The sequence below is a fragment of the Turicimonas muris genome, assembly GCF_002221595.1.
GTDB lineage: Bacteria > Pseudomonadota > Gammaproteobacteria > Burkholderiales > Burkholderiaceae_F > Turicimonas > Turicimonas muris.
In genome coordinates this window covers 99,308-125,754 of record NZ_NHMP01000002.1, presented here as the reverse complement: position 1 = coordinate 125,754, position 26,447 = coordinate 99,308, and the positions used below count along the sequence as shown (strand labels likewise).

Sequence of the window (26,447 nt, the reverse complement as noted above, 5' to 3'; positions counted from 1 at the left end):
GAGATCTACCTCCTAATAATGACGCCGGCTTGTGGAACAAAAGATGCTTCCCGTTCGAGACCTACGTCTAAGATCTGCATGCCCGGTAAGAAAGGAATGCCCATGGAATAAGTCTTGTCGGCAATGCCTTGAACTTGAACGTGATAGTCAATCTTGTCGCCTTCAAAAAGAGTATTCACGATCTTTACTGGAATAGCATTTTCAGAGCAGGAGGCAAAAGAAAGATTTTCCGGACGAACAACTAATAAAGCTTCTTTGCCGACTTCCGGAGGATTTTGCTTTCCTAGACGGGCTTGAATATTTTTGCCGTTAACGTTGAAAATGCCGTAGTCTCCGTTCTTGCTGACGAGAGTGCCGGGGATGAGGTTGGCCTGACCAATGAAATCTGCAACAAAAGGAGAAGCCGGATCGTCATAGAGGTCAAACGGAGAACCCAACTGTTCAATGTGGCCGCGTTGCATAACCATGATGCGGTCGGACATGGTCAGAGCTTCCTTCTGATCGTGAGTAACGTAGAGGCACGTCAGAGAAAGATCTCTCTGAATGCGTCTGATCTCGGTTCTCATGTGTAGTCTTAACTTAGCGTCTAAGTTAGAAAGCGGTTCATCCATGAGAATTATTTTTGGTCTGAGAACCAATACACGAGCCAAAGCGACGCGCTGTTGTTCGCCCCCTGAAAGCTGGTTAGGATAGTTCCCTTCTGCGTTTTCAAGACCGACCATTGCTAAAGCTTCATGGACTTTTTTCTTGATGGAGTCTGTGGTCTCACGTCTGATCTTTAGGCCGTAGGCAACGTTGTCAAAAATCTTCATATGCGGAAAGAGTGCATAGTTCTGGAATACGAATCCCATGTCTCTTTCGTTTGCTGGAACTTTAGTGATGTTCTCACCATCTAATAAAATTTCTCCGCTGGAGGGCGTCTCGAAGCCGGCGATCATTCTAAGTGTTGTCGTTTTTCCGCATCCCGATGGCCCGAGGAAAGTTAAGAATTCACCGGTCTGAACTTCCAAGTCAACCGAAGAGACCGCTGTGAAATCTTTTCCGTCTTTAATGTAATGGCGGGAGATATTTTGTAGACAAAGGGCAACTGACATTTAGCGGAGACCTCCGGTTGAATTACCTACAGGGCAGACAGTCTTCGCAATTAAAGACATAACGCCTGAAGCAATGAAAACAATAATAATGAGAACGATAGAGAATGCACAGGCCTGAGCAAATTGCAGCTCAGTCATACATTCAAGAATTCGGGTCGTGATAAGAGACCAGTGCACCGAGACCAAGAAGATGGTTGCGCTGATGGCGGTCATGGAGTGGATGAACAAATACTTCATACCTGCCATTACTGCCGGCAAGACCAAAGGAACGGTAATTTTCCAGAATGTATAGGCTGAAGAGGCTCCTAAGCTGGTGGAAGCTTCTTCAATAGATGGATCAATCTGAGTAAGAGAAGCAATCACGTTGCGGATACCGGCTGATGAATAACGGAACACATAGGCGGCGATAAGAATATAGACAGTACCTGTTAACACGATTGGTTTGTCGTTAAAGGCAATGATGTAAGCGATACCGACGACCGTACCCGGTAGTGTGTAGTTCAGCAGGGAAATCGTTTCTAACGTCTTATGGCCTTTTACTTTGAGCCACTTGGTGACATAACCGATTAAAACGGCAAGCAAGCCGCCGATCGGAGTGCCGACGCAGGCAATAATCAAAGTATCTTTAATTGCCTTGCTGCCGAAGGTAAAGACGTAATGGTAGTTCTCGAACGTCAGAGAGTTGTCCACGCCCCAAACCTTGATGAGTGAACCGATGAGAATAATGGAATAAAGGTACAGAACAAAAGCCGAAATAAAGGTAACGGTGCCGAGAACGACGGCAGTAATAAGCGGACCCGGGCCTTTGATGGAGCTTCTTCCGCCTGCCTTACCGGTAACGGTAACAAAGCTTCTACGGCTGACCCAGAAATTCTGCAGACCGTAAACAATCAAAGCTGGAATAATGAGCAGGAAGGACAATGCGGCACCGCCCTTGAAGTCATACATACCGGTAATCTGCAAGTAAGCTTGTGTCGGCAGAACTGGGAATGAGTGTCCGCCCAAAACCTGCGGTGTGGCGAAGTCTGCTAGTGAACACGAGAAGACGAGCAGGAAGGCATTTGCTAAACCGGGAGCTGCCAATGGGAATGTGACTGTTCTAAAGACATTAAATGAAGAGGAGCCTAATGAATATGCTGCATCTTCCAAATTCGGATCAATTCTTAGAAGAATTGTCGTCAGTGTCATGAAGGCAATCGGGAAATAAGTCAGGGTTTCTGAAATATAGGTGCCCCAAAAGCCGTAGAAGTTAAAGTTGTCCAGGCCGAAGAACTGAAGCAAAATGCCGTTAGGGCCTAAGGAAAGAGTTAAAGCGATGGAACTGGTGAAGGGAGGAGAAATAAGCGGAAGAAGTGTTACCGCTGAAATCGCAAATTTTAACCAAGCCGGCATGGAAAGCCGAGTCACCGCAAAAGCAAAAATAAAACCGATGATGGTTCCGGTAAGACCGACCGCAGTCGCTAAAACAATACTGTTGACGATGGCCCTTCTGTCGTACCAGTTGTCCAAGAAAGGTTTTAAGTTTTCAAAGGTAAAATGCCCGTCAACCCAGAAAGTAACCCCTAATAATCGGACTAATGGGTAGACGACAAAGACACCCATGGCCATCCATAAGGCAAAAACAGTAAATTTGGTTACCAGATCATTTTTTTCAGAACTTTTGACCATGGGTTTGATGCCTATGTTTAAGGGCCCCCGAAGAGGCCTTAGTTTTAGGAATTAAGTAAATCAATAAGTTGATTACTTAATGACTTCGTTGATCCAGCGGTTTGTATATTCTTTTCTCTTTTCACCTTTCCAAGTTGTGTCAACGTCTTTGAGGTTGATCTTGGAGAGGTCAAGAAGCGGATTGAAAGTCTTAACGTCATTGCGTGTAGGAACGTAGTTGATCTTGTTGGCAACGATGAAGTCTGCGAATTTCTTGCTGGCTGCCCAGTCAACGAACTTCTTGGCGGCGTCCAGATTCTTAGCACCCTTAACGATACCTGTAGCTTCAATACCGTAGGAGACACCGTCTTCTGGATAGGTGATAACAACCGGATAACCCTGTTGCTTAATATCTAAAGCGTCAACAATGTAGAAGATACCGGAAGCGCATTGACCGGTAGCAATCGGCATGGCACCGCCCGCACCGCTCTTGGTGTACATCTGGATGTTGCCGTTAAGTTTCTTCTGATATTCAAAAGCAGGATCTTCGCCTTTAACCTTAACTAAAGAGTAGATGCGTTCCGTCGCTGTTCCGGAAGTTCTGGCATCAGCCATCTGGAGGTTGTTTTTGTACTTCGGATCAAGGAGGTCATCCCACTTTGTAGGAGCCTGCATCTTGTTCTTTTCCAAGAACTTAGTATTTGTTAAGAAGCAGAGAGGAATAATACCGATACCGGTCCAGCGATTGTCTTTGTCTCTGAGATTTGCAGGGATAGCATCGGAATCTTTTGGTCTGTAAGATTCAAAAATCTGATCTTTAGCGCCAGCAGCATATGTATCGGCAGGACCGCCAAGCATAACGTCAACCTGGGGGTTGCCCTTTTCAGCCGTCAATCTTGCCAAGGCTTCCCCTGAGGAGAAACGCAGGAAGTTAACTTTGATTCCGGTATCCTTAGTGAATTCAGCAAATACCTTGGATGCGTACTTCTCAGGCATGATGGAATAAGCGTTGAGAGTTTCTGCTGCGCTGACGGAACCAGCAAGGAAGCAAACAGACAACGCTGCTACACTAAATAATTTCATATTGAAGCCTCTTTAAGAGTTGAAAAAAGCAGAATGTCACATGCTGTTATTCTATAGTCACTTCCATGCCTACAAAAGAGGGAGAACGTAGTCGCTCCGGTATTTTTGAGAAATTTGCAGATTTTTCCGGACTTGAAGAATCCTTTTGTTGCCTCTAAGCAAAACTCTCCAGCCCTTCTTCCTTAACCGCAGTCTAGTAAACGCAGAAACAATCGATGTCGCTAGCATTCTTTATCAAAATTCAAAACTCTTTAGGCTGTAGTTGTGTCTAGTGAAGGAAAAGAAACTTTTTTATCGATAATTGACATATAAAAAGCCGCCCAATCGAAAAATTGAGCGGCCAAGATAATTAGCCGGAGTTACTTGATAAATCTATTGTTCAAGTCTTTGGAGAGCTCCTCGAATAAGTTGTTAAAGCCAACTGAATAGCTTTTAATCAAAGCGGGGACGCTTTCCTGCTCGATCGGGGTGACTATCCGATAGTGCTTGTTGAATACCAGTTTGTCGTTTGAAGCTCTCGTTACTGACACATCCATCGAAATAACTGTATCTCCCGGCTGCTGAACTGAAGCATTAGCAAAAAGTTCAGAGATGTAGAGGGTCATCTGATAGTCAGGAGAGGCAAGGCTGTTTGGAGCTAAAACCATACTCCACGGACCTGTCCTATCGAGCCATTGTCTTAAGTCATCTCCGATGATGTCGTTGGGAGAAGCCACTAACCTATTGATATTGGTTGCATAAAAGCGATTGTCCTTGCCCTTGATGTATAGCTTAGGACTATTGTAAGGAGTGGCAATATCCGGGAGGTTGACTCTGACGGATGCCGGAAGCTTCTTAGAAGAAATGACAGTTTCCGCAGGGGGAGAAATTGAAAAATCGTAATAATTTAATGGAGGTCTGTCCGGAAGAATTGAACATCCGGCAAGAAAAGCAAAACTGGCAGCTAAAGTTAATTTTTTAACCATTGTTATTTCTCTCCTGTTCTTAACACTTTTTCCGTAGAGCTCTTCGGTGGGACAAAGAGAGCACTCGGATCATTGACCAACTCACGGCTAAGACTCTGAAGATTTTGAGTAATTCGGTTGATATTGGCAATAATCTTCTGAACTTCGTACTGATTGTTGCCGACCAAACCGTTAAGTCGTTGAGAAAGCTGCGTAAGACTGTCGACGAGTTTGCGTGTATTGGTCTTCTGGGCCATATCGCCGAAATTCTTGGCAGCAACGTCTAGTTGACCAATAAGCTCATTTAGACTTTGAATGTCGATTTCTGAAATCTTGGTATCAGTGTTCGTCAGCAGAGTATTTAAGTTGGTTCCAATATCTTGAACAGTAGTAGCATTGATGCTTTCTGCAATTCTGTTTAAATTAACGATAAGAGAATTAATTGCCGGCAGCGTGTTGGAAACATATTTCTCGATATCCATCTCATCTAAACCCGCCAGGAAATTTTTAACGTTTTCAATAACTTCATTGCTTAAGCTTGGAGCCGATGGAATGTATGAATATTCAGGGTGCCAGGTAAAAGGAATGCTGTCAGCGGGATACTTTTCAGGATCTAAAAATTCCAAAGAGATGTACAGAGAGCCTGTGATACCGGCTAACTGAGTTTGGGTTCGCAGGCCCTCTTTTATATAGGTGTTTAGTTCTTGGTTGACGCTGTCAGCCGGCAAATTAAGCTGCATTCTGACAACGGCCACTGAATTTAGATTGGAGATTACGTCTTGTGCGGACTTTGGGTACGCTTCCGTGGATAGAAGAATCTCTTTTACCTCTCCTACCTGAATGCCGCGGAATTTAACCGGAGAACCGACTTCTAATCCGCTGATAGAGTATTTAAAGTAAGTTTCAGCGATGGTCTTGGGTTTAGTAAGAGAAGGACCCACAAGAATGACTACAGCCGCAATAATCAATAGGATAGCGGCGATAACAAACAACCCTAATCTAAATAATTTTGTATTGTTATTCATAGATTATTCCTCACCGTCAGGTTGTGCGTTAAAGAACTGACGAACTCTCGGATTGGGTGAGTGTTCTCTCAATTCTTCAGGAGAACCGTCGGCAATGATGGATTTGCTGACAGGATCCAGCATGAGGCAGCGGTCGGCAATCCGGAAAATACTTTTCAGCTCGTGGCTGACGATTACAAACGTACAGTTCAAATTTTTTCTTAGTCTAAGAATTGTTTCATCAAGGTTAGCAGCAGTAATAGGATCCAGACCCGCGCTCGGCTCATCTAGAAGCAGAATTGTGGCTCCTAGCGCCAGCGCTCTGGCAATACCTGCCCTTTTGATCATGCCCCCTGAAAGTTCTCCGGGCATCAGGTTGGCTGCATGAGGCATTTCTAGGGCTGCTAAAAGCATCTGAGAAGTCAAGTCCTTGGCCGGCATCGGAAGCTTAGTAAATTGGTCCAATGGAAAACGGACGTTTTCTAAAACTGTTAGTGAACCAAACAAAGCTCCGCTCTGATACATGATCCCGAGGCCTCTTTGAATTTCAGCTATCTTTTCTTGATCAGAGTGAATGATACTTTCCCTTCTGATTAGGATGTCGCCTGCCATCGGCGGGTTCAGACCGATAATTGTTTTCATCAAAGTGGATTTACCGCAGCCCGAGCCACCCATGATAAAAACGATCTCATTTTGCAGAATATCGAAGCTGACATTCTCCAACAGAATCTTCCCTGGCCATCCCATGGTCAGGTTTTCGACCCGAATAACTGATTTTTTATTGTTTTCTGTCATCATCAGATACCTAGTCTGTTTGCTAACAAAGCTGCAACGCCGTCAATGACCACAATCCACACAATGCTGCGGACCACAGCTTTGGTGGTCGAGATACCGACGGCAGCTGCCCCGGCTCCCGTATTCATACCGCATTCGCATCCGATTAAGGCAATCACATAACCGAAAATAACTGCTTTACCCAAACCAAAGAAGATGTCTCCGAGGGACATCGAACCCACCAACTGAACGTAGAACTGCATCGGTGTAATGTCATACAGTCCCATGACCAACGCACCTCCGAGAATTCCGGTAAGTGAGGCAAAAACTGACAAAAGGGGGACTACCGCGGAAGAGGCAAGTAAGCGAGGAACTACTAAAAAATGCATTGGGTCCAAACCAAATGTGGTTAAGGCATTGAGTTCTTCATTAACCTTTTGAGTTCCTAACTGAGCCGCAAAGGCTGAGCCTGAACGGCCGGCAAATAAAATGGCGGTCATTAGAGGGCCGAGCTCGCGGGTAACAGCAATGCCGATTCCGTTGACCACAAAAATAACGGCACCGAAAATCTGAGCGACCAAAGCAGTTTCAAAGGCAATAATCACGCCCATTAAAAAGCCGATTAGGCACACAATTCCTACAGCGTTGCTTCCCGTATCATCGCTGACGCTGAGAATTTCTTTAAGACGGAAGCGCCGAGGATGTATGAATAGAGAGCAAATGGCGCAAAGACTTTCTCCTAAGAAAGTTAAACTTGCCTTGGTTCCCTGAAGGAAAGTATTGAGCCATGCGCCACAGGCAACAACAAATCCTTCTCTTTTTTTAGGAGCCGGAGCCTGGGCGACCATATTTTTAGTCATCGTGACATACACTTGCTGTATGTCTTGTGGGATGTTAATCAGTTTAACGTTGGGGCCTGCGTGATTAATCTGAAATAGCAGAGCAATGCCTGACTCGTCACAAATCTTGACATTTTGAGCGTTGAATACGACAGATCTAGAAGAAGGTGAAAGAACTTTGCTCCAATACTGATTAGAGCAAGCCGCTGTCAGTTCGGCAGGCAGCATAATCTCTACTGACGTTTGCACGCTGCCGTTTGAATGAGCGAGTGTCTGATCCATTTTTCTTACCGTTCTCGAACAAGTATTGAGTTCTCAAAATATTCGAATCGTAATACTTGTCTTCTGCGAGTTTTCTAAATTAACTTAAAATAGCCGTGCATACACAGTACACTAAATAATTTCAGATTGCGGGACGTCATCCCCAACTAGGTCATAAACGAGGTCAGGAAAAGGTAAATGGCAAAGATTTATAGCGTCGCTAACCAAAAAGGCGGCGTCGGAAAAACAACTACAACCGTCAACCTAGCCGGCGCACTTGGCAAGCTAGGCTACAAAGTTTTGCTTGTTGATTTGGACCCGCAAGGAAATGCAACGACCGGTAGTGGTTTAGAAAAAAATACCTTAAATCTTTCTGTTTATGACGTTCTGAATGAAGATGCCTCTATCTCGGATGCAATTCAATATTCAGAAACTGCCGGCTATTCTGTTTTAGGTTCGAATAGAAGATTAGCCGGTGCAGAAGAAGAGTTGCTCCAGTGTTCTGGCAAAGAACTCAAGCTTCGGAAAGGATTAGAGCAAATTCAGGATCAGTACGATGTGATTTTGATTGACTGCCCTCCTACCCTTTCTATTTTGACGATCAATGCCTTCTGCGCATCCAACGGTTTGATTATTCCGATGACTTGCGAATATTTTTCTTTGGAGGGGGTCTCCGACTTGGTCATCAGTGTAAAAGCTGTTAGAGAACAGGTTAATAGTGACTTAGTAATCACTGGACTTCTTAGAGTGAAATTTGATCCTAGAGTCACTCTCCAGAAAGAGGTTAGCGAAGAGCTTATTAACTTTTTTGGAAAACGAGTCTACGGAACCGTTATTCCAACAAATGTCAGACTTGCCGAAGCTCCGGGCTACGGTTTGCCCGGGGTTCTGTATGAACCAAGCTCTAGAGGCGCACAGGCTTATACTAGTTTTGCAGAAGAATTCGCAAAGAAAGAGAATTTGAAAAAGAGAAAAGCTTTAAAGAAGAAGGAAGCTTGATATGACACCTAGAAAAACAAAAGGGCTTGGTAAAGGCCTCCCTAGTATGTTTGGGGTGAAATCAGTTGCTGATGTTTTGGAACCCAAAACTCCTAACGGCGATGTTCAGAAACTTCTTTTAGCAAAACTTCATCCTGGCAAATATCAGGCAAGAAAGACTTTGCCTGAAGAAAGCATTCAGGAATTAGCTCATTCCATTCAGGAAAAAGGAATTATCAATCCGATTGTTGTCCGTAAGATAGAAGAGAATTCTTACGAGATTCTTGCCGGAGAAAGAAGATTTAGGGCTGCTACTCTGATCGGTCTAAAAGAAGTACCGGTATCTATATTAGAGGTAGGTGATGAGGATGCCTTAATTATCGGTCTTATAGAAAACCTCCAAAGAGAAGACCTCAATGTGATCGATGCTGCTTGGGGTGTCCAGAGGCTGATCCAAGAATTCAACTATAGCCATGAACAAGCAGCTCAAGCAGTCGGTCGTTCCCGTTCAGCCGTTTCCAACTTAATTCGTCTCCTTAGCCTGCCGGAAGAAATTCAAACTTTTCTAAAAGACGGGGAGCTAGATATGGGACATGCGCGTGCCCTGCTCCCTCTTGAAAAAGTAGAACAAATTAAGCTAGCTGAAGAAATCATCAAAAAGGCTTTATCGGTAAGGCAGGTCGAAGCCTTAGTAGAGAGAATTAAAAAACAGAAAGAAGAGCCCGAAACACCATCCGAAGAAGGGGAAATCTTACTCCCGGACTTCACAAAATTCGAAAAACAGCTAGGGAAGCTCTACGGAACTCCGGTTAAATTGTCAGCAAATGCAAAAGGAAAAGGTAAAATCGTCTTGAATTTCGCCAATAAAGAAGAGCTTATGGCTCTATTGAAAAAGTTAAATAAGAAATAATCTGAGCTAATAAGGCTGACAAAATCTGAAAGATGCAGTCAATCTGTCCCTCTCCTGAGACTCTTAAAATCTTCTAAAGTCCAGGGGATATATAAAATTTGGAATAGTTCTTCTGAAGGCAAACGATAGCAGCTATGAGAAAGAGAATTCAGGGATAGATTATTTAGTCAACAAAATTTTAAGTATTTTTCACTAGGCCATTTTCCAAGAGGTCATTAAAACGGATGATATCCCGGTTTTCTAGGTTGCCTAACTGAATTGGGTTCATTACAATGCGCACAAATGAAAAATAGCGTAACTGAATTAATTGAAATCTCTGCCAAATGTTTGCTTTAAGGCGTGTTGTATTTTGGCAGTTTTTTGTATGCCTTTCTTGTTCGTTACTTTTCTGGATCTTCTCGGGAAGAAATAGTGGTTTATCTGCTTTATGCGGAGGGATGGTTTGTGCGTTCCCTTCGTTACTTGTGATCCTAATGATGTGGGTCACGAGAAATGCAACAGCCTCTCCTTTCGGGATCTTCTTGTATGAGTTTTTTAAAGTCACGATGATTATCTTCGGATTTTTGATTGTGGCGATGTTTTATAAGAATTTGGACTGGCTCTCGTTCATTATCAGCAGCGGAGCAGTTCTTTTAAGTCATGTTTTTGCTTTAGCTAGCAGAAAGTAATTGAAGGATTGATAACCATGGCAGGCTCGGCTACCGAATATATCCAGCACCATTTAACCCATCTATCCACTGTCAAGCAGCAAAGTATTGTTGACTTCTCCGTCTTCAACTTTGACACCGCAGTATTTTCTATTTTGATGATGGCGTTAGCACTCGGTTTACTCTATATGGCTGCCCGTAAGGCAACTCCAGGAGTTCCGGGAAAATTCCAATGCGCAGTAGAAATGCTTGTTGACATGGTTTCTGAACAAGCCAAGTCCATTGTCCATGGAGACAGAACCTTTATTGCTCCTTTAGCCTTGACAGTTTTTGTCTGGGTAGCATTTATGAATGCAATTGACTTGATTCCGGTTGACTTGTTCCCGTCTATCGCCAGTGCATTCGGTATCCATTATCTTCGTCCGCTTCCAACCGCTGACCTTAACGGCTCTTTAGGCATTGCCTGCGGTGTATTGATTTTGATGATCTATTATGGAATCAAGGTCAAGGGACTCAAGGGATTTAACAAAGAGCTCTTCACAGCGCCATTCGGAAATCATCCGCTCTTGTGGCCATTTAACTTCCTTCTGAATTTGATCGAATACTTAGCCAAAACAGTCTCTCTCGGCATGCGACTTTTTGGAAACATGTATGCCGGTGAGTTAGTTTTCTTCCTTATCGCTTTGCTTGGCGGTTTGTGGGCAGGTTTTGACGGGTTAAGTATTTTCGGTGTGGTTGGACATTTCGTCGCCGGTTTGTGCTGGTTGCTCTTCCACATTTTGATTGTTTTGCTTCAAGCCTTCATTATGATGATGTTGACTTTGGTCTACATTGGTCAGGCCCATGAAGGACATTAATTTTCTTTTCTTTCTTTTGATTTGTTTACGTCATATTTAACAAGGAGTTCGTTATGACAAACGTCGCTTATGTTGCCTTAGCTTGTGGCCTTATCATTGGCTTCGGTGCTTTTGGTGCTTGTATCGGTATCGCTATCATGGGTAGCAAGTACCTCGAAGCTTCTGCTCGCCAGCCAGAGCTTATCAACACATTGCAGACCAAGATGTTCCTTCTCGCCGGTCTTATCGACGCCGCTTTCTTGATCGGTGTTGGTATCGCCATGATGTTCGCTTTCGCAAATCCTTTTGTCGGCTAACCAGCTTTACTTTGCGCTTAGGTTTTCCAGACAAACTGCAGTTCTGTAAAAGAATTGCTTAAAGGGATCGAAAAATGAACATTAATGCAACACTGTTCGTACAGATGGCTGTGTTTTTCGTTGGTGCTTGGATCACTATGAAATACATTTGGCCACCGCTCAATCGAGCAATCGAAGAGCGGCAGAAAAAGATTGCCGATGGTCTTGCAGCAGCCGATCGCGGTGAGCACGCTCTCGAAGAAGCCAAGAAACAAGGCGCTTCTATCGAAGCTACAGCCCGCCAACAATCTCAAGTGATCGTTGCTCAAGGCGAAAAACGCGGTCAGGCAATCATTGACGAAGCTAAAGCTCAGGCACAGGTTGAAGCCGACAAGATCATCGCCGCTGCTAGAGCCCAAGCTGCTCAAGAAATTCAACAAGCCCGCGAGCAATTGAAGGACCAAGTTGCGCATTTAGCAGTTACCGGTGCTTCTCAGATTTTAGGTAAAGAAGTCGATGCTAAGGCTCATCAGCAATTGCTAGACCAACTTAAGGCGAAACTGTAATCATGGCTGAAATCTCAACTATTGCACGTCCCTACGCAGAAGCTCTTAATGCAGCTGTTATGGACAGTAAGGAAGAGGGTCTGGCTGATAAAGTCTTGCTTGCTCTAGAAACTCTCGATCAGATAGTTGTTGATCCAGCATTGCAAGATTTAATCAATGACCCTCAGGTGGGTTCTGAACAAATCTACAGTTTATTGCGCGGCATGCTGCCTAAAGAGATTCCCTCTGAAGCTATCCGGCTTTTGAAACTCTTGATAGAGAATGGCAGACTTGAGGCGTTACCGTCTATTACCGAGCAATTCAAAAACCTTCTTCATCAAGACAGATCTGAAGCAGAAGTATTGATCGAAACTCCTTTCCCATTAAGTCAGGAAGAGGTCGATTCTTTAGTTAAGGCCTTGGGCAACAAGTTCCCTGGTTTGAAATTGCTTCCAAAGATCGAGATTGACAAGTCTCTTATTGGTGGAGTGAAAATCTCTGTCGGAGATAAGGTACTTGACGGAACAGTTAAGGCTCGTCTTGCAGAAATGCATGCAGCCCTCACAAGTTAATAACGGAGTTTTAAGCTATGCAACTCAATCCGAGTGAAATTAGCGAGCTGCTTAAGCAGCGAATCGAAGGGATGGGTCTTAATACCAACCTTCGTACGGAAGGCACAGTAGTTTCTGTGACTGACGGTATTTGCCGTGTTCACGGTCTTTCTGACGTGATGCAGGGCGAAATGCTTGAATTCCCAAATAACACTTACGGTCTTGCTCTTAACTTAGAAAGAGATTCAGTCGGTGCTGTTATTCTGGGTAGCTATGAACATATTTCTGAAGGCGACATCGTTAAGACAACAGGCCGCATTCTTCAGGTTCCAGTCGGCCCGGCTTTGATTGGCCGCGTTGTTAACGCTCTTGGTCAGCCAATCGATGGAAAAGGCCCAATCGTTACCGACGAGTACGACGTTGTTGAAAAAGTTGCTCCTGGCGTTATCGACAGACAGTCCGTCAGCCAGCCGGTTCAGACAGGTTTGAAGTCAGTTGACTCCATGGTTCCAATCGGACGCGGCCAACGTGAGTTGATCATTGGCGACCGTCAGACCGGTAAGACAGCCGTTGCTATCGATACCATCATCAACCAGAAAGGTAAAGACCTTATCTGTATTTATGTTGCTATCGGTCAGAAGGCTTCTACTATCGCCAACGTAGTACGTAAATTGGAAGAATACGGCGCAATGGATTACACCATCGTTGTTGCCGCATCTGCATCCGAATCTGCTGCTATGCAGTACATTGCTCCGTACTCCGGCGCAACAATGGGTGAATACTTCAGAGACCGCGGTCAGGATTCCTTGATTGTTTATGATGACTTGACCAAGCAGGCTTGGGCATATCGTCAAATCTCTCTGCTTTTGCGCAGACCACCAGGACGTGAAGCTTATCCTGGCGACGTTTTCTACTTGCACAGCCGTCTTCTTGAAAGAGCTGCTCGTGTCAACCCGGAATACGTCGAAAGAAAGACTAAGGGTGCAGTAAAAGGCAAGACAGGTTCTATGACTGCTCTTCCGATTATTGAAACCCAGGCCGGTGACGTTACAGCTTTCGTTCCGACCAACGTAATTTCCATTACTGACGGCCAGATCTTCTTGGAAACCGACTTGTTCAACGCAGGTATCCGTCCGGCTATTAACCCTGGTATTTCTGTGTCCCGTGTAGGTGGTGCAGCTCAAACCAAGATTATTAAGAAGCTCGGCGGCGGTGTTCGTTTGGCTTTGGCTCAGTATCGTGAATTGGCAGCTTTCGCTCAGTTCGCTTCTGACCTTGACGAAGCAACACGTAAACAGCTCGAACGCGGTAAGGTTGTTACAGAATTGATGAAACAGCCTCAGTACCAGCCTCTCCAAGTTTGGGAAGAAGCTTTGGTTCTTTTCGCGATCAACATGGGTGCTTACGACGATGTTGAAGTTAAGGATGCATTGAAAGTTGAAAAAGCCATGCAGGATTACATGAAAGTAAATCATGCTGATTTGATCGACCGTATCGAAAAAGAAAAGGCTTTGAGCAAAGAAGACGAACAACTTCTCACAGCTGCTGTTAATGAGTTCAAGAAATCCGGAGCTTATTAAGGCGAGATTTACGTTAGAGGAACCTAATGCCTAGCACAAAAGAAATTCGAGCAAAGATCCGATCGGTTCAAAACACCAGAAAGATCACTAAAGCTATGGAAATGGTTGCCGCTTCTAAGATGAAGAAGGCACAGGATCGTATGAGGGCTGCTCGTCCCTACGGCGATACGATCCGCAACATGATTGGTCATTTGGCTGAGGCTTCGACTGAAATTACTCATCCTTTCCTCCGTAAAACGACCAAGATTGACTCCATAGGTCTCATTTGCGTAACTACTGACAAAGGCTTAGCCGGTGCTTTGAACACTAATATTCAAAGATTGCTTGCTCATAGACTTCATGAGTGGGCAACTGAAGGTAAGAAAGTCGAAGCTACTGCAATCGGTAATAAAGGTTTAGGTTTCCTCCAACGAGTTGGCGTGCCGGTTGTTTCGCAAGTAACTCAGTTAGGAGATCGTCCTCACCTTGACCGCCTCTTAGGCGCTATCAAGGTTCAGATTGAAGCTTTCCAGAAAGGCGAAGTGGATGTTGTTTATTTGGCCTACTCTCGCTTCATTAACGCTATGAAGCAAGAACCGGTTATCGAACAACTCCTTCCGCTTCCAAAGAAAGTCATTGAAGCTGATGAAAAAACAGTTTCCTGGGACTACATCTACGAACCGAGTCCAGAGCAAGTATTGAAGGTCTTACTCAAGCGCTACGTAGAAGCATTGATTTACCAGGCAGTAGCTGAAAATATGGCCAGCGAACAAAGTGCCCGTATGGTAGCTATGAAGGCCGCTTCTGATAACGCTAAGAAGCTTATCGATGACCTGCAGCTTGTTTACAACAAGACTCGCCAGGCAGGTATTACCAAAGAGATTACTGAGATCGTCGGCGGTGCTGCCGCTGTGTCTTAATTAAGAAATTCGAACGAGGATTAGTCATGAGTGACGGAAAAATCGTACAGGTTATTGGCGCTGTGGTTGACATCGAATTCCCACGCGACAAGATGCCTAATGTTTACGACGCCCTTGTCCTTGAAAAGGATGAGAAAAATACGCTTGCTGAAGAAGGTTTAACTTTCGAAGTTCAGCAGCAATTAGGCGATGGTTTAGTTAGAACTATTGCTATGGGCTCTTCTGAAGGTCTCCAAAGAGGTATGGCTGTTAAGGCTTTAGGCCACGGAATTGAAGTTCCTGTTGGTCCTAAGACTCTTGGCCGTATTATGGACGTTCTGGGTCGCCCAATCGACGAAGCCGGTCCTATTGGTGAAGAAAAGAGAATGCCAATTCACCGTGCTGCTCCTAAATTTGACGAGTTGAGCCCATCTGTTGATCTTTTGGAAACAGGTATTAAGGTTATTGACTTGGTATGCCCGTTCGCTAAAGGCGGTAAGATTGGTCTGTTCGGCGGTGCTGGTGTAGGTAAGACAGTTAACATGATGGAACTCATCAACAACATCGCTAAAGCTTACGGTGGTTATTCCGTATTCGCTGGTGTTGGTGAAAGAACCCGTGAAGGTAATGACTTCTATCACGAAATGGAAGACTCCAAGGTTCTTGATAAAGTTGCCATGGTGTTCGGTCAGATGAACGAGCCTCCAGGAAACCGTTTGAGAGTTGCCTTGACAGGTTTGACAATGGCTGAAGCATTCCGTGACGAAGGTCGCGACATTCTTCTGTTCATTGATAACATTTACCGTTACACATTGGCAGGTACTGAAGTATCCGCTTTGTTAGGCCGTATGCCTTCTGCTGTGGGCTACCAGCCGACACTTGCTGAAGAAATGGGTAAACTCCAGGAACGTATTGCTTCCACAAAGGTTGGTTCCATTACTTCCATTCAGGCCGTTTACGTTCCTGCTGACGACTTGACTGACCCTTCTCCGGCTACAACATTCGGCCACTTGGACGCTACAGTTGTGTTGTCTCGTGATATCGCTGCTTTGGGTATTTATCCGGCTGTTGACCCGCTTGATTCCACATCTCGTCAGATCGACCCGAATATCATCGGTGAAGAACATTACAGCGTTACGCGCCGTGTTCAGGCTACATTGCAGCGCTACAAGGAATTGAGAGACATTATCGCCATTCTTGGTATGGACGAACTTTCTCCGGAAGACAAACTCTCCGTTACAAGAGCTCGTAAGATTCAGCGTTTCTTGTCTCAGCCTTTCCACGTTGCTGAAGTGTTTACCGGTACTCCTGGTAAGTATGTTCCACTCAAAGAAACTATTCGTGGTTTCAAGATGATTGTTGACGGCGAATGCGATCAACTTCCGGAACAGGCTTTCTACATGGTCGGTACTATTGACGAAGCCTTCGAAAAGGCCAAGACACTTAAGTAATCTTTGGCGGGTAAAACCCGCCAGCACCATGGAGATTTAAATGAGCAAAAAACTTAAAGTCGACGTAGTCAACGCTGAGGAGTCTCTCTTCAGCGGTGAAGCTGAGTTCGTTGCTCTTCCTGGTATCGAAGGTGAGTTAGGCATATTGCCTGGTCATACTCCTCTCATCACATTGATTCGTCCCGGACTCGTCAGAATCCGCAAAGAGGGTCAAGAAGGTGAGGATGAGTTCTTTGTAGCCGGCGGCGTATTAGAAGTTCAACCCAATAATGTGATTGTTCTTGCTGACGTCGCTATCCGCAGCAAAGACTTGGATGAGGCCAAAGCTAAAGAAGCTATGGATCGAGCCAAGGAAGCCGCTAAGAATGCTTCAAGCCAGATTGAAGTTGCTAAGCTCGAAGCTGAAATTAGTATGCTTGCAGAACAACTGCGTATCCTTCAGAAGCTCAAGAGATAATTTTCTCAAGCATCAAAAAAACCCTGCCGTAAAAAGCGGGGTTTATTTTTACCTGTTCAGTCGTATATGCAAGACACGGCCCAATAAAATTCTTGTATCACGAGTAACTTTCGGTTACTTTCTTCAGCGGGATTTCTTATAATTACGATACTTCATTATATTTATTAGAAACCTTATAGGAGTTCAAAGTGATCCTAGTCTCTACTGACGGCACAGAATTATCTGACAAAGCAGTTCATACCGCAGCTAAATTGGCTAAGCAGCTCAATACTTCCGTCCTGGGAATTATTGTTGTCAAATCCAAGGGTGCAGAGTCTGCAATCAAAGCTCTAGATGATGTCAAAGATGTTTGCGAAAGAGCGGGGACACCTTGCGAAGTAGCCGAGATTATCGGAACTTCTGTTCCGGACTCAATTTTGAAGACAGCTCAAGAAAGAGATGTACGTTTTATTGTGATGGCCAGCCGCGGTTTAGGAACTCTGGGTTCCCTCTTTATCGGCAGTTCAACTCAGCAGGTTTTGGCTAAAGCTGATCGTCCTGTTTTAGTTGTTCGTTAATCAACAATAAATCCAGATATACAAGGACTCCTAAGGAGTCCTTCAGTTTTTTGAGCTAACCTCATATTCTTCCTATTATTTCCGGTTGGAGCCTGTTTCGAATGAGACCAGCAAATGATACTTTTTTAAGAGCATTATTAAAAGAAAAGACTGAATACACTCCTATTTGGCTGATGAGACAGGCTGGCCGCTATCTTCCAGAATATCGCGCAACAAGAGCAGAGGCCGGCAGCTTTATGGATCTTGCAATGAATCCTCATTATGCTTGTGAAGTTACATTGCAGCCGGTGGAAAGATATCCGTTAGACGCTGCTATTTTGTTTTCTGACATTCTCACAATTCCAGATGCTATGGGCTTAGGTTTAAGTTTTCAAGCCGGGGAGGGCCCGAAGTTTGAAAAGGCAGTCAGAGATGAAGAAACAGTCAATTCCTTATTCGTTCCGGATCCTTGTGGCAAACTCAAATATGTTACGGATGCAGTCGTTGAAATCAAGAAAGCATTAAATAACCGCATCCCGCTTATCGGCTTCTCTGGCAGCCCGTTTACTTTGGCATGTTACATGGTTGAAGGCGGAAGCTCTTCTTCTTTCCAGAACGTTAAGAAAATGATGTATCAGAGACCTGATCTCTTTCATAAGATTTTGGAAACTAACGCTCAGGCAGTCGCCGCTTACTTAAACGCTCAAATAGAGGCCGGTGTCAATGCCGTGATGGTATTTGATACTTGGGGCGGGTCTCTCGCCCACAGGCAATATAAAGAGTTCTCTTTAGCTTATATGAAGAAAGTCGTCGATGGCTTGATCAAAGAGCAAGACGGAGAAAGAATTCCTTCTATTGTATTCACTAAGGGCTCTGCACCTTGGGTAACCGACATTGCTTCCATCGGAGCTAATGCTATGGGTCTTGATTGGACAGCAAGCTTAGGCGAAGCCAGAAAACTAGTTCAGGACAAAGTTGCTCTTCAAGGGAATCTTGATCCTTCCGTCCTCTTTGCTGACGAAAAAGTTATCAGAGAGCAGGCTCGCGCCGTGATTGATGATTTCGGCATGGTTGGCAACGGTGGACACGTATTCAACTTAGGACACGGCATTGATAAGACAACTCCGCCGGAAAATGTTCAGTATCTTGTTGATGAAGTTCACAACTACAGTAAGAAATATCATCTCTAAAAAATAACTCCTTGAAGAAAAACCGTTGCAAGAGGCAGTGGAAGCTGCCTTTTCAACGGTTTTTCCATATTGCCGGAACAAAAACTGCTGTTGCGCCTAAAGGCATAACAGCAGTTATTTGAAGCTTAGAAGAAATTAAAGAACGATCTTTGCGAATAAGAATCCAACAGGAACAGCAGCCACGAGACCTAAAATTCCCGGAATAAAGAACGGATGGTTAATCACAAACGAGCCATTCCACTTTCTGTCCATATAAGAACCGGTATCGTCACAAGCGATCGCAAAAGCTGTTGTCGGATACACCGTTGTAATGAACAGGGCAGAGCAGGCAACGAAGCTGGCGAGAATGGTTGCGGCATCGACACCCAAACTGGCTGCTACGGGAACCAGAAGGGCTGAGGTTGCGCCCTGACTGAATAACAAAGCAGAAACACAGAAGAATGCGACGGCAAGCAAAGCAGGGTATTGCTCCAAGAGGTGGGTGGCAGAGGTCTTAATTTCCGGAATGTGAGCACCGATGATGGTCGAGGACATCCAGACGATACCGAGAACCACAATCAAGCTTTCCATACCGCCGCCGAATACCGGTGTGTCTTTGATGCCGCTTAGCGGGAATTTGCAGACCCAGTAAGTTACAAGACCGCTCATCAGCATTGCGATGATGATAATGTCACGGCTGCCGAGAGTATGACCAATTTGTGTTTTGAAAAGAAGCATGCCGACGATAAATAAAACGGCAAGTAAGAAGATGCCGACGGACAGCTTTGCTTTGGCTGTGGTTGGTTGTTCATCTTTCTGTTTGGACTTAAGAACCACTAAGCCTTCCTTAAGACGCTGCTGGAAGATCGGATCTTTTTCGAGATCAACACCTTGGTAGCTTGAGATGATGACGGCTACGATGGAGCCGGCGATAGCCGCCGGAACGATAACGGCAAGAGCTTGGCCGAAAGAAACACCCATTTTTTCAACCACAACGTACATAGCTGCGGTAGCTGCAGAAATAGGAGAAGCCGTAATGGCAATTTGGCTGGCGATAACCGCGCTGGTCAACGGTTGAGAAGGACGGACACCGTTTTCCTTTGCTACCTCTTGAATAACGTTTAAAACGCTCATGGCGGTAAAGCCGGTACCTCCAAGAACTGTCAAGAGAAAGGTAATAGCCGGAGCGAGGAAGTTGATGTATTTAGGATTCCCGCGCAGAAGCCGTGCGGAAATTTTAACCATGTAATCCATTCCGCCTGCGAGCTGCATACAGCTGATGGCAAAAATCACGGTAAGAATAATAAGAATGACATCAACCGGAATTTCGCCCGGTTTTAAACCCAGGCCGAAAACCGCTATCGCCATCCCTAAGCCGCCGGCCATGCCGACACCTACCCCTCCGAGTTTTGCAGCATATATAATGCAGCCGAATAATATAGCAATTTCAAGATATATCATGGTTTCCTTCAATAAGAGGCCTAATAATCACTTATTTTTTCAAAATTTAACAGATAAGTTCTACCTAATATAGGTATTAATACTTACAAAAAATTAGATAATTCTTTCAAATTTTTAAATAGTAATTGGCACGGATAATAATTTTTAGTTATTGGAAGAGAGGTTTCTGCGGAAACCCAAAAAAGATTTGTAGGACATACAAGGTAACTATTGCAAGCCTTATGAGGCGCTCCTTTTTTCCTATAATTCTTGAAATGTCAGGTAGTTAGTTCTAACGGAAGCAATGGATCAGAAGATAATCAAAGTAATCGTCGATACTCCTTTATGGGAGCCTCTCGATTATTTGAATGTGCCTGCTGAGAATCTAAAAGTCGGCGAGAGATGTCTTGTTCCCGTTGGGAGACGAACTTGTGTGGGTATTGTCGTTGGCTTTTCTCAAACCAGCAGTTTTCCGCAAGACCGGCTGAAAAAGATTATCGGACGAATTGACCGTCTGTCTCCTCTTAGCTCTAACTGGCTTCGGTTTACTAAATTTGCCTCGAAATATTATCTTTCTCCGTGGGGAGAAACTGCGGTTCCCTCATTGCCGAAGTTTTTTCGAAGACCTCCCGGTCAGCGGCATGATTCTTCCTTGAACAGACTTAGAAAAACCAACTTTGTACTTAGCGCACCGGATCAAGAACTTCCGGTTCTGAATGAAGAGCAAAAGTATGTTCTGGATAATTTTGTTCAAAGCAAGTTCGGGGTAAGTTTGCTTTACGGTATTACCGGGAGCGGTAAGACGGAAGTCTATCTTCGGCTTATCCAAAAAGTTTTTGATAAAGATCCGGAAGCACAGATTCTGCTGATGGTGCCGGAAATCAATTTAACGCCACAACTTGTGGAGAGAGTAGCCAAAAGATTTCCAAACCATGCTGTCGGCAGCTGGAACTCTAAAATGTCGGAAGGAGAAAAGGCAGCTACTTGGCTTGCAGCTCATGAAGGCCGACTGAATATTTTGGTTGGTACTCGTCTTTCCGTTTTTGCCAGTCTGCCTAAGCTTTCCATGATTCTCATTGATGAGGAGCATGACAGCTCTTATAAGGCACTCGAAGGGGTTCGTTATTCTTCCCGAGATTTGGCCATTAAAAGGGCACAGATCGAGAACATTCCGATTCTCTTAGGTTCTGCTACCCCATCTTTTGAATCGTTCCAAAGAGCTCTTAGCGGCGATTATCAGCTCTTCAAAATGACTAAGAGAGCCGTTCAGGATGCTCATCTTCCGGAATTGGAACTTATCGACATCTCCAAAGACAGAGTAAAAGGTGCGGCTCTAGGTGCTCAGGTAAGAGATGAGATTACTAAAACCCTTGAAAAGAAAGAGCAGGTTTTGATTTTCCTCAACCGCAGAGGTTATGCACCGGTGGTGACATGCAACAGCTGCGGATGGGTTTCAACTTGTCCTCACTGTTCAACGTTTGCGGTTTATCACAAGACAACCGGAAACTTGACCTGTCACTACTGCGGATGGACTACGCCTCTTCCGAGGCACTGTCCTAAATGTGGGTCCGTTGAAATTGTGCCGCTAGGCCGCGGAACGCAGAGAGTCGAAGAAGAGATTAAAGAGCTTTGGCCTGACGCAAACGTGATGCGCTTAGACCAAGACAGCACAAGACGCAAAGGAAGCGCTCAGGAAGTACTGGAAAGCGTCCACCAAGGAAAAGTCGATATACTTCTCGGAACTCAGATTGTGGCCAAAGGACACGATTTTAAGAAGGTTTCTTTGGTTGTCATTCTTAATTCCGATCCGGTGTTATTGTCGCCGGACTTTAGGGCAAGAGAAAGACTTTTTTCCGTACTGATGCAAGTTTCCGGCAGAGCCGGAAGGGGAGAGATACCTGGAAAGGTTTTATTGCAGACGCAGTACACGCAAGATCCTCTTTTCCACCATTTAAGCCGGCAGAACTACAGTGACTTTGCGACGGAGGAACTCAATTCAAGGGAGAAGACGAGACTGCCTCCGTTTACCGCACAGGCTTTGGTTATTGCGGAAGGAAAAAAGATTAACGAGGTACTCAAGTACCTTGATGAGGTAAAACAAGCGGCGCTTTCTCTCCAATATCCGGGAATTCACATTTATTCTCCGATTCCACAGTCGATTATGAGGATTCAGGATATTGAAAGAGGGCAACTTCTGCTTGAGGCTGATAGTAAGAAAGTCATGCAGGAGTTTTTAGCTGTGTTTGCTCCTATATTGTTTGAAAAAATGAATAGGTTCAACGTTTATATCGACGTTGATCCGCTTAACTGTTGAGAAAAAATTGAAGCGAGAAGATTTTGAAATTATGGCTCCCGTAGGATCATGGGAGCCTTTGTCTGCTGCCATTCAGGGCGGAGCTGATTCTGTTTATTTCGGAGCCGGTGCATTAAATATGCGTTCGGCTTCTTCTAATCAGTTCTCTCCTGATGATTTGAAGGAAATTGCCAGAGTCTGCAAAGACGCCGGCGTGAAGTCATATCTGACGGTTAATACCATCATGTACGATGATGATTTGAAGCTGATGCGTCAATACATCGATACGGCAAAAGAAGCAGATATTTCAGCCATTATTGCCTCCGACGTTGCGGTTATGAATTACTGCAATCAGATTGGAATTCCCGTCCACCTTTCAACTCAGCTGAACATTTCTAATTTGGAAGCTTTGAAGTTTTATGCGCAGTTTGCTGAAGTAGTAGTTTTAGCGAGAGAGCTGAACGTAAAACAAGTTAGACATATTTATGAGGGCATTCAATCTGAAAATATCTGTGGTCCAAACGGAGAGAAAGTCAGGATTGAGATGTTCTGTCACGGTGCACTCTGCATGGCTGTCAGCGGCAAGTGCTATTTGAGTTTGAATACGGTCGGCAGAAGTGCCAACAGAGGCGGATGCATGCAGACCTGCCGCAGAGCTTATATCGTCAAAGATAAAGAAAGAGATGTTGAGCTCGAAATCGATAATCAATACATCATGTCCCCGAAGGATTTGAAGACCATTGGATTCTTGGATCAGATGGTTAAGGCAGGTGTTCGAGTTTTCAAGATTGAAGGTCGCGCCCGAGGTCCCGAATACGTCAGAACAGTTGTTGAGTGCTACAACGAAGCTTTAGAAAGCATTCTGCAAGGTAAATGGAATGAGGAACTGAGCAAATCTTGGGATGACCGACTCAAGACGGTTTACAACCGTGGCTTCTGGAACGGCTATTATCTTGGTCAGACTCTAGGGGAGTGGAGCAACCGTTACGGTTCTCAAGCCACGGAACGTAAGGTTTACGTTGGCAAGGGAATCAAACATTTTGCTAAACCCGGTATTGCAGAGTTTTTAGTACAGGCTGAAAACATCAAGAAAGGCGAGAAAATGCTGGTCACGGGTCCGACAACCGGTGCTGTTTATTTCAATTTGGATGAGCCTTGGGTTGATCAGAAACAAGTGGATGAAGTCATCAAAGGTCAGCATTTCACATGCAAGGTTCCTGAGAAAATCAGGGAGAATGACAAGCTTTATGTTGTCCGCAGTGTTGAGCTCGACAATGTTTTGAAGTAAGACTAACGCTTTGTAGGATTATAAAAAACGGCTGTTCTTAGCGCTTATTCTTGTTAGGAAGTGAACGGCTGTTTTTTATCTTTACAAGCTTAATACTCATAGAGTAAGTGAATACTTGCTATTTCTTTTTAGATTGAGGGTTAAAAATTCGTATTTCAAGCCGGTTCTCTAGCTTGAAAGGAGAAAGATTTATAGATAGAAGTTTGCGAAAGCCTCCTCAGGCAATTAGAATTACACTTTCTCGCACCTGTAGCTCACTTGGATAGAGTACTGCCCTCCGAAGGCAGGGGTAGTGGGTTCGATTCCCGCCAGGTGCGCCATTTCTTTTCCCCTTTGTGTAGTTTTTGAAGTTTTCTTTTATCTAACCTCCTCCGAGGTGGCATCTTAGTGGGTCTGAGATTCTGTAATCTTTATACCAAGTTCCTATCTAGTACATATTCTTGTCTAGCGGAGCGTCTCCTGAAAAAACATAAAACCTCGGAACTGGACACACTGGGTATCGAATAGTCTTGTTTCCTGAAAGAAATTTGAGTAACAGTCTTCATTTAGTTGGCCGTTGCCTTAGAAAAATGCCAGGTATTTCAACACTGGTTTCCTAGAGTGTGTCCGAAGGAATTAAGCGAGAATTTTGCACACTTTTTTTTATAATTTGCCGGTTAACTACTCTCGGAAGTTTGGATTTTTTATATAAGAAGGATCTGACGAAGCTATGTTCTCAACTTTAGTTACTATCGCGGGAGTGCACATTATTGCACTTGCTTCCCCTGGTCCCGATACCTTTATTGTCATGCAAACTGCTGCAAGTAAGTCTAGAAAAGAAGCCATGATGTGTGTTGTGGGGATTACTGTTGGAGTTGCGGCTTGGGCTGCTGTGTCCTTGTTGGGACTGCAGTGGCTTTTTGATCAGTTTGCGTGGCTTCATAAGACTATTATGTTAATGGGCGGCATTTACTTAGGCTGGATGGGCTTTAAGATTATGAAGAGTTCATTAAAGGCCTCAACTTCAGCAACTGCAGACTCCTCACTTGGTACTCAAGAGGCTAAGTCAAAGCCATTTTTGACGGGATTGTTCACTAATCTTGCGAATGCGAAGGCTCTTGTCTACTTTAGTTCAGTGTTTGCTTTATTTATTAGGCCAGATATGGAATGGACTCAGAGTTTTCCAATTTTTCTTTTAGTAATTACTGAGACCTTTTTATGGTTTTCTTTCGTAGGTCTGTTAATAGGACTGCCTAAACCTAAGCGGATTTATAGGAGTGCCGGAAAATGGATTGACGGTGCGTGTGGCGCAATATTTGGAGTATTCGGAGGCGGTCTAATTTACAGCGCTTTAAAAGAATAACCTCTTCGTTAAAACTTTTGGAGTCAAAGGGTGTTGACAAATGCTTGGCAACTTTTGTGTCTTTAAACAGAGCCAACACAAATTTCTACTTGACTTGCTTGTCGGAAGTAGATTGAACTTCTTCTTTAAACTTTTTGCGAGATGAGAACCTGACCGATTTCCGACATTTAGCCTGTGGAGAAGCGACCCGAGGCATTCATGGTGCCGTTTATACGACAGGAAATGCATTTGGTAAGGCATTTCCTTTCGGTCACTTGGCTACGACGGATTTCGCCAAAAACTGAAAAAAGAAAAAAACAAAGAGGCGGCTTGCTCCTCTTTGAGAAAGGAAGAAAAGGCTGCTGGAACGGTTTATAAGCAGCCTTTTTGATTATTGCCTATTCAGTGCCGTTAAGCTTCAGAAGGCAGCCTTTAAAGATATCGAATGCGGTTTCCATGCCTTTTTCATCAAAATCAAATTCTCTCTGGTGATGGGCTGCAGTTCTGTCTGCACCGACAACAAAGAACTCAGTTTTTCCGCCTCTAGCGCGTACTCGAGAGGCAAGAAGGGTGAAGTCTTCTGAGCACCCAATCTTCTTGCGTTCAACGACTTTATGACAAGATGGCACTGATTTTGCAACTTCCGCCACGAGCGAAGCTAACTCATCATCATTTCTGAGTTCTCCGCCCTCACCTACTTTTTCAATTTCGTATTGAACATCGTAAGCAAGCGCAGTGCCTTTGACGATTCTGCATGCCTGATCAACCATGAAATTATTGATTTCATCGCTTTCTCCGCGGACTTCCATTTGAATAGTCGCATGAACCGGGATGACGTTTCTGCATTCTCCAGCCTTCATTAAACCGACATTAATGCAGCCTAGTCCTTTGCCATGACGGGCCATTCCTAAAAGTTCACTTACAGTGGTGCATGCGCAGGCAAGAGCATTACGACCGAGGTGGGGACTCATTGTTGGATGGGCTGGGGCCCCTTTGAGATGAATGTCGAGCTTGGTCGTCGAAAGCAGGCCGGTGGGATAAACGCAAACTTCGCCCGTTGGACACATCATTGCGAGATGAGCTCCTAATAGATACTGGACGTCATCAAGCAGTCCGCTGGCCGATTGTGCTGCGCCGCCTCTCACCCCCTCTTCTGCAGGTTGGAAAATAAGTTTAATTCTACCGGTTAGCTTGTCTTTGTTTTCTATTATCCAGTGGGCAAGATTTAAGCCAATAGATGTATGGCCGTCGTGACCGCACGAGTGCATCTCTCCCGAATGACAAGAACGGAATTTTTCCTTATTTGGCAAATGCTCTTCCTTGTCGGTCTCTTCAACCCCTACACAGTCAATATCAAAGCGTAAAGCCGTGACAGGGCCGGCTCTGCCGGTGTCAAATTCTGCTATGCAGCCTGTGTATCCTTGCATCCTATCTAAGGTTTCTTCACTTACTCCTGAGTCGCGGGCTCTTTGAATGCTTTTTTCTACGAAAACGGGATCTCGGCCCATCACTTGATCTAAGCCAACTTGTTGGATTCCTGTATGAAGAGTCCATCCTAAAGGATCGAGTGTTTCGATAATTTTTGCCGTTGTTTTGAACTCTCCCTATCCCATTTCCGGAATTTT

Annotated in this window: 24 protein-coding genes, 1 tRNA gene and 1 pseudogene; 17 read left to right on the top strand and 9 right to left on the bottom strand. The window is 44.6% G+C overall.

Annotation, left to right across the window (positions count from 1 at the left end):
- Positions 1 to 5: 5 nt before the first annotated feature.
- The 7 genes from ADH67_RS03905 to ADH67_RS03875 all read right to left on the bottom strand — a co-directional run bounded on the left by ADH67_RS03905 (position 6) and on the right by ADH67_RS03875 (position 7,667).
- Positions 6 to 1,094, bottom strand: coding sequence for an ABC transporter ATP-binding protein (locus tag ADH67_RS03905; RefSeq protein WP_066594698.1), 1,089 nt, complete (start codon positions 1,092 to 1,094; stop codon positions 6 to 8).
- The gene (locus ADH67_RS03900; RefSeq protein ID WP_066594700.1) at positions 1,095 to 2,762 is read right to left on the bottom strand and encodes an ABC transporter permease; all 1,668 of its coding nucleotides are present in this window, start codon (positions 2,760 to 2,762) and stop codon (positions 1,095 to 1,097) included.
- A gap of 72 nt (positions 2,763 to 2,834) precedes the next feature.
- Positions 2,835 to 3,824, bottom strand: coding sequence for an ABC transporter substrate-binding protein (locus tag ADH67_RS03895; protein ID WP_066594704.1), 990 nt, complete (start codon positions 3,822 to 3,824; stop codon positions 2,835 to 2,837).
- Between the two features lie 359 nt (positions 3,825 to 4,183).
- Positions 4,184 to 4,789 (bottom strand): ABC-type transport auxiliary lipoprotein family protein, encoded by a 606-nt coding sequence (locus tag ADH67_RS03890; protein WP_066594706.1) that lies wholly within the window; start codon positions 4,787 to 4,789, stop codon positions 4,184 to 4,186.
- Positions 4,790 to 4,791: 2 nt separating this feature from the next.
- Entirely contained in the window at positions 4,792 to 5,793 is a 1,002-nt protein-coding gene (locus ADH67_RS03885) for an MlaD family protein (protein ID WP_066594708.1), read from the bottom strand.
- Between the two features lie 3 nt (positions 5,794 to 5,796).
- Positions 5,797 to 6,567: an ABC transporter ATP-binding protein gene (locus ADH67_RS03880; RefSeq protein ID WP_066594712.1), complete on the bottom strand. Its 771-nt coding sequence runs from the start codon at positions 6,565 to 6,567 to the stop codon at positions 5,797 to 5,799.
- Positions 6,568 to 6,569: 2 nt separating this feature from the next.
- Positions 6,570 to 7,667, bottom strand: a complete 1,098-nt coding sequence (locus ADH67_RS03875) for an MlaE family ABC transporter permease (protein ID WP_066594714.1) — start codon at positions 7,665 to 7,667, stop codon at positions 6,570 to 6,572.
- Positions 7,668 to 7,844: 177 nt separating this feature from the next.
- Here ADH67_RS03875 and ADH67_RS03870 point away from each other — a divergent pair, with 177 nt between their 5' ends.
- The 13 genes from ADH67_RS03870 to hemE all read left to right on the top strand — a co-directional run bounded on the left by ADH67_RS03870 (position 7,845) and on the right by hemE (position 18,501).
- Positions 7,845 to 8,645 carry a ParA family protein gene (locus ADH67_RS03870; protein WP_066594715.1) on the top strand — a complete coding sequence of 267 codons (801 nt, stop codon included), beginning with the start codon at positions 7,845 to 7,847 and terminating at the stop codon, positions 8,643 to 8,645.
- 1 nt (position 8,646) lies between these two features.
- The gene (locus tag ADH67_RS03865) at positions 8,647 to 9,534 is read left to right on the top strand and encodes a ParB/RepB/Spo0J family partition protein (protein WP_066594716.1); all 888 of its coding nucleotides are present in this window, start codon (positions 8,647 to 8,649) and stop codon (positions 9,532 to 9,534) included.
- 323 nt (positions 9,535 to 9,857) lie between these two features.
- Positions 9,858 to 10,202, top strand: coding sequence for an ATP synthase subunit I (locus ADH67_RS03860; RefSeq protein WP_066594717.1), 345 nt, complete (start codon positions 9,858 to 9,860; stop codon positions 10,200 to 10,202).
- Between the two features lie 17 nt (positions 10,203 to 10,219).
- Positions 10,220 to 11,038, top strand: a complete 819-nt coding sequence (gene atpB / locus ADH67_RS03855; protein WP_066594718.1) for a F0F1 ATP synthase subunit A — start codon at positions 10,220 to 10,222, stop codon at positions 11,036 to 11,038.
- Between the two features lie 53 nt (positions 11,039 to 11,091).
- Entirely contained in the window at positions 11,092 to 11,334 is a 243-nt protein-coding gene (gene atpE, locus ADH67_RS03850; protein ID WP_008810358.1) for a F0F1 ATP synthase subunit C, read from the top strand.
- A 74-nt stretch (positions 11,335 to 11,408) separates the two neighbouring features.
- Positions 11,409 to 11,879, top strand: a complete 471-nt coding sequence (locus tag ADH67_RS03845; protein WP_066594719.1) for a F0F1 ATP synthase subunit B — start codon at positions 11,409 to 11,411, stop codon at positions 11,877 to 11,879.
- 2 nt (positions 11,880 to 11,881) lie between these two features.
- Entirely contained in the window at positions 11,882 to 12,430 is a 549-nt protein-coding gene (locus ADH67_RS03840) for a F0F1 ATP synthase subunit delta (RefSeq protein ID WP_066594720.1), read from the top strand.
- Between the two features lie 17 nt (positions 12,431 to 12,447).
- Positions 12,448 to 13,989 (top strand): F0F1 ATP synthase subunit alpha, encoded by a 1,542-nt coding sequence (atpA, locus tag ADH67_RS03835; RefSeq protein ID WP_066594721.1) that lies wholly within the window; start codon positions 12,448 to 12,450, stop codon positions 13,987 to 13,989.
- 26 nt (positions 13,990 to 14,015) lie between these two features.
- Positions 14,016 to 14,888 (top strand): F0F1 ATP synthase subunit gamma, encoded by an 873-nt coding sequence (atpG, locus tag ADH67_RS03830; protein ID WP_066594723.1) that lies wholly within the window; start codon positions 14,016 to 14,018, stop codon positions 14,886 to 14,888.
- Between the two features lie 26 nt (positions 14,889 to 14,914).
- Positions 14,915 to 16,318, top strand: a complete 1,404-nt coding sequence (gene atpD / locus ADH67_RS03825; RefSeq protein WP_066594724.1) for a F0F1 ATP synthase subunit beta — start codon at positions 14,915 to 14,917, stop codon at positions 16,316 to 16,318.
- 40 nt (positions 16,319 to 16,358) lie between these two features.
- A complete protein-coding gene (locus ADH67_RS03820; protein WP_066594726.1) occupies positions 16,359 to 16,775 on the top strand; it encodes a F0F1 ATP synthase subunit epsilon in 417 nt (138 codons plus the stop codon).
- Positions 16,776 to 16,963: 188 nt separating this feature from the next.
- Positions 16,964 to 17,332, top strand: coding sequence for a universal stress protein (locus ADH67_RS03815; RefSeq protein ID WP_066594728.1), 369 nt, complete (start codon positions 16,964 to 16,966; stop codon positions 17,330 to 17,332).
- A 101-nt stretch (positions 17,333 to 17,433) separates the two neighbouring features.
- Positions 17,434 to 18,501, top strand: a complete 1,068-nt coding sequence (hemE, locus tag ADH67_RS03810; RefSeq protein ID WP_066594730.1) for a uroporphyrinogen decarboxylase — start codon at positions 17,434 to 17,436, stop codon at positions 18,499 to 18,501.
- A 135-nt stretch (positions 18,502 to 18,636) separates the two neighbouring features.
- On the opposite strand, the gene ADH67_RS03805 is transcribed toward hemE, so the two are convergent.
- Entirely contained in the window at positions 18,637 to 19,941 is a 1,305-nt protein-coding gene (locus ADH67_RS03805) for an anaerobic C4-dicarboxylate transporter (RefSeq protein ID WP_066594734.1), read from the bottom strand.
- 283 nt (positions 19,942 to 20,224) lie between these two features.
- Between ADH67_RS03805 and priA the strand changes: the two genes are divergently transcribed.
- The 4 genes from priA (at position 20,225) to ADH67_RS03785 (ending at position 24,843) form a co-directional block, all read left to right on the top strand.
- Entirely contained in the window at positions 20,225 to 22,234 is a 2,010-nt protein-coding gene (gene priA, locus ADH67_RS03800) for a replication restart helicase PriA (protein ID WP_066594736.1), read from the top strand.
- A 7-nt stretch (positions 22,235 to 22,241) separates the two neighbouring features.
- Positions 22,242 to 23,501, top strand: a complete 1,260-nt coding sequence (locus ADH67_RS03795; protein ID WP_066595987.1) for a peptidase U32 family protein — start codon at positions 22,242 to 22,244, stop codon at positions 23,499 to 23,501.
- A 243-nt stretch (positions 23,502 to 23,744) separates the two neighbouring features.
- Positions 23,745 to 23,821: transfer RNA gene (locus tag ADH67_RS03790), tRNA-Arg, on the top strand.
- Positions 23,822 to 24,210: 389 nt separating this feature from the next.
- Entirely contained in the window at positions 24,211 to 24,843 is a 633-nt protein-coding gene (locus ADH67_RS03785; RefSeq protein WP_066594741.1) for a LysE family transporter, read from the top strand.
- 377 nt (positions 24,844 to 25,220) lie between these two features.
- Here the strand turns inward: ADH67_RS03785 and ADH67_RS03780 are convergent.
- Positions 25,221 to 26,411: pseudogene (locus ADH67_RS03780) on the bottom strand (amidohydrolase); the annotation flags it as partial.
- Positions 26,412 to 26,447 lie beyond the last annotated feature (36 nt).